At 70.7% G+C, this 9,430-nt stretch carries 7 protein-coding genes and 1 pseudogene; 5 read left to right on the top strand and 3 right to left on the bottom strand.

Going from position 1 to position 9,430, the window contains the following annotated elements:
• The first annotated feature begins 184 nt into the window (after positions 1-184).
• The 3 genes from AB0D57_RS46405 (at position 185) to AB0D57_RS46415 (ending at position 4,107) form a co-directional block, all read left to right on the top strand.
• Positions 185-1,408 carry an arginine deiminase gene (locus AB0D57_RS46405; RefSeq protein ID WP_362088558.1) on the top strand — a complete coding sequence of 408 codons (1,224 nt, stop codon included), beginning with the start codon at positions 185-187 and terminating at the stop codon, positions 1,406-1,408.
• 67 nt (positions 1,409-1,475) lie between these two features.
• Positions 1,476-2,483, top strand: a complete 1,008-nt coding sequence (gene argF, locus AB0D57_RS46410; protein ID WP_362088559.1) for an ornithine carbamoyltransferase — start codon at positions 1,476-1,478, stop codon at positions 2,481-2,483.
• Positions 2,484-2,598: 115 nt separating this feature from the next.
• Positions 2,599-4,107 (top strand): amino acid permease, encoded by a 1,509-nt coding sequence (locus tag AB0D57_RS46415; protein WP_362088560.1) that lies wholly within the window; start codon positions 2,599-2,601, stop codon positions 4,105-4,107.
• 15 nt (positions 4,108-4,122) lie between these two features.
• On the opposite strand, the gene AB0D57_RS46420 is transcribed toward AB0D57_RS46415, so the two are convergent.
• On the bottom strand, positions 4,123-4,575 hold the full coding sequence (locus AB0D57_RS46420; RefSeq protein ID WP_362088561.1) for an ATP-binding protein: 453 nt from the start codon (positions 4,573-4,575) through the stop codon (positions 4,123-4,125).
• Positions 4,576-4,891: 316 nt separating this feature from the next.
• On the opposite strand from AB0D57_RS46420, the gene AB0D57_RS46425 reads away from it, so the two are divergent.
• Both AB0D57_RS46425 and AB0D57_RS46430 read left to right on the top strand, forming a co-directional pair.
• Positions 4,892-5,719 (top strand): enoyl-CoA hydratase family protein, encoded by an 828-nt coding sequence (locus AB0D57_RS46425; RefSeq protein ID WP_362088562.1) that lies wholly within the window; start codon positions 4,892-4,894, stop codon positions 5,717-5,719.
• A 28-nt stretch (positions 5,720-5,747) separates the two neighbouring features.
• Positions 5,748-8,015, top strand: a complete 2,268-nt coding sequence (locus AB0D57_RS46430; protein WP_362088563.1) for a bifunctional salicylyl-CoA 5-hydroxylase/oxidoreductase — start codon at positions 5,748-5,750, stop codon at positions 8,013-8,015.
• Positions 8,016-8,027: 12 nt separating this feature from the next.
• Here the strand turns inward: AB0D57_RS46430 and AB0D57_RS46435 are convergent, their stop codons facing one another.
• Positions 8,028-9,257, bottom strand: coding sequence for a GTP-binding protein (locus AB0D57_RS46435; RefSeq protein ID WP_362088564.1), 1,230 nt, complete (start codon positions 9,255-9,257; stop codon positions 8,028-8,030).
• Between the two features lie 2 nt (positions 9,258-9,259).
• Positions 9,260-9,430: pseudogene (locus tag AB0D57_RS46440) on the bottom strand (sulfate adenylyltransferase small subunit); the annotation flags it as partial.

The raw sequence follows: 9,430 nt of genomic DNA on the forward strand, positions 1-9,430 counted from the left end.
GTCAGCCCGTCCGGCGTTTGAGGACGAGCCCTTCGGGCGAAGGCGGGGGTCCAGGGGGCGCAGCGCCCCCTGGCGGGGGTTTGGGGGCGGAGCCCCCAAGGGGACGGGACGGGTAGGGGCGGCGGGGGCGAAAACCACATCGCATCGGTGGGTGAACAGGCGTCCGGATGGTCAGGATGGAGACATGGGATTCCATGTCGACTCCGAGGCCGGCCGACTGCGCCGCGTCATCCTGCACAGGCCGGATCTCGAGCTCAAGAGGCTCACCCCCAGCAACAAGGACGCCCTGCTCTTCGATGACGTGCTGTGGGTGCGCCGAGCCCGTGCGGAGCACGACGGGTTCGCGGACGTACTGCGCGACCGCGGCGTCGCCGTCCACCTCTTCGGCGACCTGCTCACCGAGGCCCTGGAGATCCCGGCGGCCAGATCACTCGTCCTGGACCGCGTCTTCGACGAGAAGGAGTACGGACCGCTGGCCACCGATCATCTCCGGGCCGCCTTCGAGACCCTGCCCGCCCCGGAGCTGGCGTCTTTGCTGGTCGGCGGCATGACCAAGCGAGAGTTCCTGGACGCGCACGCGGAGCCGACCTCGGTGCGCTTCCACGTCATGGAGCTCGACGACTTCCTGCTCGGCCCGCTGCCCAACCACCTCTTCACCCGGGACACCTCCGCCTGGATCTACGACGGGGTGTCGATCAACGCCATGCGCTGGCCCGCCCGGCAGCGCGAGACGGTGCACTTCGAGGCGATCTACCGTCATCACCCGCTCTTCCGTGACGAGACGTTCAACCTCTGGTCCCAGGGGCAGGCGGACTATCCGTCCACCATCGAGGGCGGCGATGTGCTGGTCATCGGCAGGGGCGCCGTGCTCATCGGCATGAGCGAGCGGACCACCCCGCAGGCCGTGGAGATGCTCGCGCACAAGCTCTTCGCGGCGGGCTCGGCGACCACCATCGTGGCGCTCGACATGCCCAAACGGCGGGCCTTCATGCACCTCGACACCGTGATGACGATGGTCGACGGCGACACCTTCACGCAGTACGCGGGGCTCGGCATGCTCCGCTCGTACACCATCGAGCCGGGCGTCGGGGAGAAGGAGCTGAAGGTCACCGACCACCCGCCGGAGCACATGCACCGCGCGATCGCCGCAGCGCTCGGGCTGAACGAGATCCGTGTCCTGACGGCCATGCAGGACGTGCACGCGGCCGAGCGCGAGCAGTGGGACGACGGCTGCAACGTCCTCGCCGTCGAGCCGGGCGTCGTGGTCGCCTACGAGCGGAACGCGACGACCAACACGCATCTGCGCAAGCAGGGGATCGAGGTCATCGAGATCCCGGGGAGCGAGCTGGGCCGAGGGCGGGGCGGGCCCCGCTGTATGAGCTGTCCCGTCGAACGGTCGGCCGTATAGAAATGTAGAGCGTCGTATAGACTTCCAATTCTTGCCGTCCCTGTCCCCGTAACTCTGGAGTGCCCCCATGGCGACAGTCCCGTCCGCCCTCGCCGGCCGCCACTTCCTCAAGGAGCTGGACTTCGCCGAAGACGAGTTCCGCGGTCTGATCGAGCTCGCCGCCGAGCTCAAGGCGGCCAAGAAGGCGGGGACCGAGACCCAGTACCTGCGGGGCAGGAATATCGCGCTGATCTTCGAGAAGACCTCGACGCGCACGCGCTGCGCGTTCGAGGTCGCGGCGGCAGATCAGGGGGCCTCGACGACCTACCTGGACCCGTCCGGCTCGCAGATAGGCCACAAGGAGTCCGTGAAGGACACCGCGCGCGTCCTCGGCCGGATGTTCGACGCGATCGAGTACCGGGGTGACAGTCAGGCCGCCGTCGAGGAACTGGCCGCGTATGCCGGGGTGCCCGTCTACAACGGCCTCACCGACGACTGGCACCCCACCCAGATGCTCGCCGACGTGCTCACGATGACGGAGCACTGCGACAAGCCGCTCGGCGAGATCGCCTTCGCCTATCTGGGCGACGCCCGTTTCAACATGGGCAACTCGTATCTGGTCACCGGCGCGCTCCTCGGTATGGACGTCCGGATCGTCGCCCCGGAGGCCTACTGGCCCGCCGACGAGATCGTCGCCCAGGCCCGCAAACTCGCCGAGAGCAACGGCGGCCGCGTCACCCTCACCGAGGACGTCACCGAGGGCGTCCTCGGCGCCGACTTCGTCGCCACCGACGTCTGGGTCTCCATGGGTGAGCCCAAGGAGGTCTGGGACGAGCGCATCGGCGCCCTGTCCCCGTACGCCGTGACGATGGACGTCCTGCGCGCCACCGGCAACCCGGACGTCAAATTCCTGCACTGCCTCCCGGCCTTCCACGACCTCGGCACCAAGGTCGGCCGCGAGATCCACGAGACCCACGGCCTCGACTCCCTGGAGGTCACCGACGAGGTCTTCGAGTCGGCGCACTCGGTCGTCTTCGACGAGGCCGAGAACCGGCTGCACACCATCAAGGCGGTCCTCGTCGCCACGCTCGCCTGACCTGCCCTCGAACAACAGGCCTTATCCTGACCGGCGGCCCGGAGCCACCCCTTCCGCGGCCGCCGCGCGACAGACCCCGTCGCGCCCGTACCACCAGAAACGAGCACCACCCCGTATGCCCGCTCCCAGCGCCGCCCGCATCAAGCGCTCACCCGGCGTCGAACCCGCTCCCCGCACCCAGCGCTCTCCCCGCATCAAGTCCCCCGAGCTCCTCGTCGCCGAATCCGGCGCCGACCTCGAGGGCAACGGCCTCAAGCGCACCATGGGCCTCTTCCAGCTCATCTGCTTCGGCGTCGGCGCCATCGTCGGCACCGGCATCTTCGTCGGCCTGTCCGACTCGGTCGCGCAGGCCGGACCCGCCGTGGTCGTGTCCTTCATCCTCGCCGCGATCACCTGCGTCTTCACCGCGTTCGCGTTCGCCGAGCTCGGCGGCGCGATCCCGGTCTCCGGATCCTCGTACTCCTTCGCCTACGCGGGGCTCGGTGAGAGCACCGCCTTCCTCGTCGGCTGGTGTCTGCTCCTGGAGTACGGCGTCTCCGTGTCGGCCGTCGCGGTCGGCTGGAGCCAGTACGTGAACGAGTTGCTCGGCAGCCTCACCGGGCACCAGCTTCCTGTCGCGCTCTCCTCGGGACCGGCGGACGGGGGAGTCGTCAATCTCCCCGCCGTCATCGTGATCGCGCTGGCCTCGGTGCTGCTGATCCGCGGGGCGCGCGAGAGCGCCCGTGCGACCGCCGCCATGGCCGTGCTGAAGCTCGTCGTGCTCGTCGCCTTCTGCGCGATCGGGTTCAGCGCCTTCAAGGACGGCAACCTCACACCGTTCTCGCCTGCCGGACTGGGCGGCATCGGTGCGGGGACCACGGCCGCCTTCTTCTCCTACATCGGCTTCGACGCGATCACCACGGCCGGCGAGGAGGCCAAGAACCCGCGCCGCGACATCCCCCTGGCCGTCCTGATCTGCATCGGCCTGGTCACCTTGCTGTACTGCGCCGTGGCCCTCGCGGCGATCGGCGCCATCGGCGGCGACGGGGTCGGCGGCAGGCCCGCCGCGCTGTCGTACGTCGTCAACGAGGTCACCGGCTCCACGGTCGGCGGTGCGGTCATCGCGTTCGGCGCGGTCGTCGCCATCGCCTCGGTCGTCCTCGCGGTGATGTACGGGCAGACCCGCATCCTCATGTCCATGTCCCGCGACGGGCTCATCCCGCGTGTCTTCGAGAAGGTCTCACCGAAGACCTCGACACCGGTCGCCGGAACGCTGATCGTCGCGGTCGTCTTCGCCCTCCCGGCGGCCTTCGCGTCCCTGGACGCCGTGGTCAACCTGTGCACGATCGGCACGCTCGCCACCATGGTCGCCGTCAACATCGCGGTGATCGCGCTGCGCCGCCGGGAGCCGGACCTCGCGCACACCTTCCGCGTGCCGCTCTACCCCGTCGTACCGCTGCTGGGCGTCGGCTTCTGTCTGTATCTGATGTACGAGACGGGCTGGACGACCTGGTTCCAGTTCGCGCTGTTCCTGCTCGCCGGATTCCTCGTCTACGTCCTCTACGGGCGCCGCCACTCCCGGCTGGCGCAGGCTAGGGCCTGTCCGGCGGATCATGCCGGAGACGCGGGATCTGGCTCGCCTTGATTCGCCGGACGGGCCCTAGGACGGCCGCCGCTGAGCGGGTACCGCAGGCAGTCTGAACCAGACCGCCTTGCCGGAGGCGGTGGGGCGGTGGCCGCAGGACGAGCTGAGGGTGCGGATCAGCAGGAGGCCGCGGCCGTGCTCCTGCCAGGGGTCGGGCTCCTCGGCCGGTGCGGGGACCGTGAGATCGCCGGGCGGAGCCGGGTCCGGGTCGTGCACCTCGACCTGGCAGCCGGTCGGCATCAGCTCCACGACCAGCTCTATGGGACCGTCCCCGGCGGTGTGCTCCACGGCGTTGGCGACCAGCTCCGCGGTGAGCAGCTCCGCGGTGTCGCTGTCGGCCGTGTGCTCCAGCTCGGCCAGCGCGGTGCGGACCAGGGCACGGGCGACGGGCACGGCCGCGGCGGTGTGCGGCAGTGCGATGCGCCAGGAGGCGGGGGCTGGGGTGTCGTGCACGTGGGGTCCGTTCATGGAGCAGGCTGTCCTGCTTTCAACCTTATGAATGGTACGGCGCCACCGGACAGAGACGTCGGGCGGGCCATTTCGGGACATTCGGACAGGGTCCTCCCGGGACGTTCAGCTCGGCGTAAGGCTGTGTACCCAGGTCAACTGTCCGCCTCCCGCGCGTGCTCCCGCCGTTACGGGGCTATCGAGGATTCGTGACGCGGTGAGAGGAAACGGTCACATCGCGACTGCCTTATCGCGGACTCGTGACGACGGTCACAGAGTGGTGATAAGTTGATGAAGCAGTACAGACCGCCGCCCCCGCCCGAGGAGGCCGTCCGTCATGAGTCCCTTCACCGGCTCCGCCGCCCGCACCCCCGACTGGCAGCACCTGAGGTGCGAGGTCGTCGATGGGGTCGCCACGGTCACCCTGGCCCGCCCCGAGAAACTCAACGCGCTCACCTTCGGCGCCTACGCCGACCTGCGTGACCTGCTTGCGGAGCTCTCCCGCGAGCGGTCCGTACGCGCCCTGGTGCTGGCCGGCGAGGGCCGTGGCTTCTGCTCCGGCGGCGATGTCGACGAGATCATCGGCGCGACCCTGTCCATGGACACCGCCCAGCTGCTCGACTTCAACCGGATGACCGGGCAGGTCGTACGGGCCGTACGGGAGTGCCCGTTCCCGGTGATCGCGGCGGTGCACGGGGTGGCCGCGGGCGCCGGGGCCGTGCTGGCGCTGGCGGCCGACTTCCGGGTGGCGGACCCGAGCGCCCGCTTCGCCTTCCTGTTCACCCGCGTCGGCCTGTCCGGCGGCGACATGGGTGCCGCCTATCTGCTGCCCCGGGTCGTCGGGCTGGGCCACGCGACCCGGCTGCTGATGCTCGGCGAACCGGTGCGCGCGCCCGAGGCCGAGCGGATCGGCCTGATCAGCGAGCTCACCGACGAGGGCCGCGCCGACGACGCCGCCCAGGCACTGGCCCACCGCCTCGCCGAGGGCCCGGCCCTCGCGTACGCCCAGACGAAGGCGCTGCTCACCGCCGAACTGGACATGCCGCTCGCCGCCTCCGTCGAACTGGACGCCTCGACCCAGGCCCTGCTGATGAACGGCGAGGACTACGCGGAGTTCCACGCGGCCTTCACGCAGAAGCGCCCGCCGAAGTGGCGGGGGAGGTGAGCGCGGGATGCGCGGAGGTGGGCACGCGATGCGCGTCGCCGTCGTCGGCGGCGGTCCCGGCGGACTGTACGCCGCCGCGCTGCTCAAGCGGCTCGACCCGGCCCGCGAGATCACCGTCTGGGAGCGCAACGCCCCCGATGACACCTTCGGCTTCGGCGTCGTCCTCTCCGACGAGACGCTCGGCGGCATCGAGCACGCCGATCCGGTCGTGTACGCGGCGCTGCGGGACGAGTTCGTACGCTGGGACGACATCGACATCGTGCACCGCGGCGTGCGCCACCGTTCCGGCGGCCACGGCTTCGCGGCGCTGGGCCGGCGCCGGCTCCTGGAGATCCTGCACGAGCGATGCCGCTCGCTGGGCGTCGAGCTGCGCTTCCGGACCGAGGCCCCGCCACCGGCGGAGCTGATGACGGCGTACGACCTGGTCATCGCCGCCGACGGGGTGCACAGCGCCGCGCGGGAGGCTTACGCGGACGTGTTCCGCCCGTCCGTCGAAGAGCATCGGTGCCGTTACATCTGGCTCGCCGCCGACTTCGCCCTCGACGCGTTCCGCTTCGAGATCGCCGAGACCGAACACGGTGTGATGCAGCTGCACGGCTACCCGTACGCGGCCGACGCCTCCACCGTCATCGTCGAGATGCGCGAAGAGGTGTGGAGGGCGGCGGGGTTCGCGGACCTGGACGAGCAGGAGTCCGTGGAGCGGTGCGGAAAGATCTTCGCGGACGCGCTCGGCGGACGGTCGCTGCGGTCCAACAAGTCGGCGTGGGTCACCTTCCGGACGGTCGTCAACGACCGCTGGTCGCACGACCGTCTGGTCCTTCTCGGCGACGCCGCGCACACCGCCCACTTCTCCATCGGCTCCGGCACGAAACTCGCCGTCGAGGACGCGCTCGCGCTGGCCGCCTGCCTGGAGGAACGGCCCACACTCGGCGAGGCGCTCGCCGCGTACGAGGAGGAGCGGCGCCCGGTCGTCGCGTCCACGCAGCGGGCCGCGCGCGCCAGCCTGGAGTGGTTCGAGAACCTGGGGCGCTACCTCGGCCAGCCCGCACGCCAGTTCGCCTTCAACCTCCTCACCCGCAGCCGCCGCGTCACCCACGACAACCTGCGGCTGCGCGACGCGCACTTCACGGCGGCGGTGGAGCGGGAGTTCGGCTGCCCGCAGGGCACGCCGCCGATGTTCACGCCGCTGCGGCTGCGCGGTCTGACCCTGCGCAACCGGGTCGTCGTCTCGCCCATGGACATGTACGCGGCCGTGGACGGCGTCCCCGGCGACTTCCACCTCGTACACCTGGGAGCACGGGCGCTCGGCGGCGCCGGGCTGGTGATGACCGAGATGGTGTGCGTCAGCGCCGAGGGCCGGATCACGCCCGGCTGCACGGGGCTCTACACCTACCAACAGGCCGAGTCCTGGCGGCGGATCGCCCACTTCGTGCACACGCAGGCGCCGGGCACCGCGATCGGCGTCCAGCTCGGGCACTCCGGTCGCAAGGGCGCCACGAAGCTGATGTGGGAGGGCATCGACGAGCCGCTGGAGGAGGGCGACTGGCCGCTCGTGGCCGCGTCACCGGTCCCGTACGGGCCGCGCAACCAGACACCTCGCGAGCTGGCCCGTGTCCAACTCACCGATATTCGCGAGCAGTTCGCGGCGGCCGCTTGGCGGGCCGCGCGCTGCGGCTTCGATCTGCTCGAACTGCACTGCGCGCACGGCTACTTGCTGTCCGGCTTCCTCTCACCGCTGACCAACCGGCGCACCGACGCCTACGGCGGCTCACTGGAGCGCAGGCTGCGCTTCCCGCTCGAAGTCTTCGACGCCGTACGGGCCGTGTGGCCGGAGGAACGGCCCATGACCGTCAGGATCTCCGCCACCGACTGGGCCGACGGCGGCAACACCGGGGACGACGCGGTCGCGATCGCGCGGGCCTTCGCCGCGCACGGCGCCGACGCGGTCGATGTGTCGACGGGCCAGGTGGTGGCGGACGAACACCCCGACTACGGGCGCTCGTACCAGACGCCGTACGCCGACCGGATCCGCCACGAGACCGGCGTCCCGGTGATCGCCGTCGGCGCGATCTCCTCCTGGGACGACGTCAACTCCTTGATCCTGGCCGGGCGCACGGACCTGTGCGCGCTCGGCCGGCCGCATCTCTACGACCCGCACTGGACGCTGCACGCGGCGGCCGAGCAGGGGTACGAGGGTCCGGGCGTCGCCTGGCCGAAGCCCTACCGCGCGGGCAGCCGGCCCCCGCGGACCGGACGCACCGATGCCCCCAAGCCCCGGCTTTCACTGGGGACTTGAGGGCGTCGGTGATCAGGGGAGGTCGGCCATCCCCGCCGTCAGCGTCGAGCCGTCCGCCGGGTCGACCAGGAGGAACGCGCCGGTGCGGCGTACCTCGGCGTAGTCGTCGAGCGCGAGCGGCTCGGCGGTGCGCAGGGTGATCTTGCCGAGGTCGTTCGCGGTCAGCTCCGCGGCGCCGCCCAGGTCCTTGACGATCGCCTTCACGGTCCGCGTCGTGTGCTTGACCAGCACCCGGTCGCCGGCCCGCAGCGGACGGTCGGCCAGATGGCAGACGGCCGCCCGTACGTCCTGGGTGAGCGCGGGTGCGTAGGGCCCGGCGGTGAGCATGTCGCCGCGCGAGATGTCGCGCTGGTCGGCCAGGCGCAGGGTCAGCGACTGGGGCGCGTACGCCATGTCGGTGTCCTTGCCGAGCACGTCGATGCCGACGATCTCGGAGGTCTCGCCGGACGGGTGGACCGTGACGCGGTCGCCGACCCGCAGCGTGCCGGACACCAACTGCCCCGCGTAGTGGCGGACTTCGTCGTGCCGGATCACGTACTGGACCGGGAAGCGCGCCGGAGCGGACGGGACGTCGGAGCCGACCGGCACCGTCTCCAGGAACTCCAGCAGCGCCGGACCCCCGTACCAGTCCATGTGCGCCGATCGTTCCACCACGTTGTCGCCGCACAGCGCCGAGACCGGGATCGGCGTGAAGCCGGGCAGGTCCAGCTCGGCGGCGTGGCCCGCGAAGTCCTCGACGATCCGGTCGAACTCCTTCTCCTCGTACCCGACGAGGTCCATCTTGTTGACGGCGAGGACGACGTGCGGGACGCGCAGGAGTGCGGCGACGGCGGCGTGGCGGCGGGTCTGCTCGACCACACCGTGGCGCACGTCGACCAGGATGATCGCCAGCTCGGCCGTGGAGGCGCCGGTGACCATGTTCCGGGTGTACTGCACATGGCCCGGGGTGTCGGCCAGGATGAACCGGCGGCGCGCGGTCGCGAAGTAGCGGTACGCCACGTCGATGGTGATGCCCTGCTCGCGCTCGGCGCGCAGGCCGTCGGTGAGCAGGGCCAGGTCGGGGGCTTCCTGGCCGCGGCTGGCCGAGACGCGCTCGACGGCTTCCAGCTGGTCGGCGAGGACCGACTTGGAGTCGTGCAGCAGTCGTCCGACGAGCGTGGACTTGCCGTCGTCGACGGAACCCGCCGTGGCGAACCTGAGCGTGTCGATGGTGCCGTTCACTGCGATGGTGGTGCTGGTCATGACTAGAAGTACCCCTCGCGCTTGCGGTCTTCCATCGCGGCCTCGGACATCTTGTCGTCGGCGCGGGTGGCGCCCCGTTCGGTGAGCCGCGACGTGGCGATCTCGGTGATGACGGCGTCCAGCGTGGTCGCGTCCGAGTCGACGGCGCCGGTGCAGGACATGTCGCCGACGGT

The organism is Streptomyces sp. NPDC048275 (assembly GCF_040652275.1).
GTDB lineage: Bacteria > Actinomycetota > Actinomycetes > Streptomycetales > Streptomycetaceae > Streptomyces.

Bases quoted from the DNA above. Each gene is read 5' to 3' on its own strand.
- argF (WP_362088559.1), top strand. From the start codon at position 1,476: ATGGCGACAGTCCCGTCCGCCCTCGCCGGCCGCCACTTCCTCAAGGAG.
- AB0D57_RS46420 (WP_362088561.1), bottom strand. From the start codon at position 4,575: ATGAACGGACCCCACGTGCACGACACCCCAGCCCCCGCCTCCTGGCGC.
- AB0D57_RS46435 (WP_362088564.1), bottom strand. From the start codon at position 9,257: ATGACCAGCACCACCATCGCAGTGAACGGCACCATCGACACGCTCAGG.
- AB0D57_RS46405 (WP_362088558.1), top strand. From the start codon at position 185: ATGGGATTCCATGTCGACTCCGAGGCCGGCCGACTGCGCCGCGTCATC.
- AB0D57_RS46415 (WP_362088560.1), top strand. From the start codon at position 2,599: ATGCCCGCTCCCAGCGCCGCCCGCATCAAGCGCTCACCCGGCGTCGAA.
- AB0D57_RS46430 (WP_362088563.1), top strand. From the start codon at position 5,748: ATGCGCGTCGCCGTCGTCGGCGGCGGTCCCGGCGGACTGTACGCCGCC.
- AB0D57_RS46425 (WP_362088562.1), top strand. From the start codon at position 4,892: ATGAGTCCCTTCACCGGCTCCGCCGCCCGCACCCCCGACTGGCAGCAC.